The organism is Paenibacillus sp. EKM301P (genome assembly GCF_011800295.1).
Lineage (GTDB): Bacteria > Bacillota > Bacilli > Paenibacillales > Paenibacillaceae > Paenibacillus > Paenibacillus polymyxa.
The window spans coordinates 1-205 of sequence record NZ_JAALFM010000189.1; the positions used below are offsets into that span (position 1 = coordinate 1).

2 tRNA genes are annotated in these 205 nt (G+C 49.8%); both read right to left on the reverse strand.

The features are described 5' to 3' along the window. Positions 1-2 precede the first annotated feature (2 nt). Positions 3-74: transfer RNA gene (locus HFD99_RS25480), tRNA-Gln, on the reverse strand. A gap of 55 nt (positions 75-129) precedes the next feature. Next, positions 130-205 (reverse strand) — tRNA-Val (locus HFD99_RS25485).

The window sequence follows — 205 nt, forward strand, 5'->3', positions numbered from 1 at the left end:
GGCTGGGGATATAGGATTTGAACCTATGCATGACGGAGTCAAAGTCCGTTGCCTTACCGCTTGGCTAATCCCCAATATGCATATGATTCACAATTCCCCCATATTTCATCCATGTAAGAGAACAAAATATGGTGGAGGCTGAGGGGATCGAACCCCCGACCCTCTGCTTGTAAGGCAGATGCTCTCCCAGCTGAGCTAAGCCTCC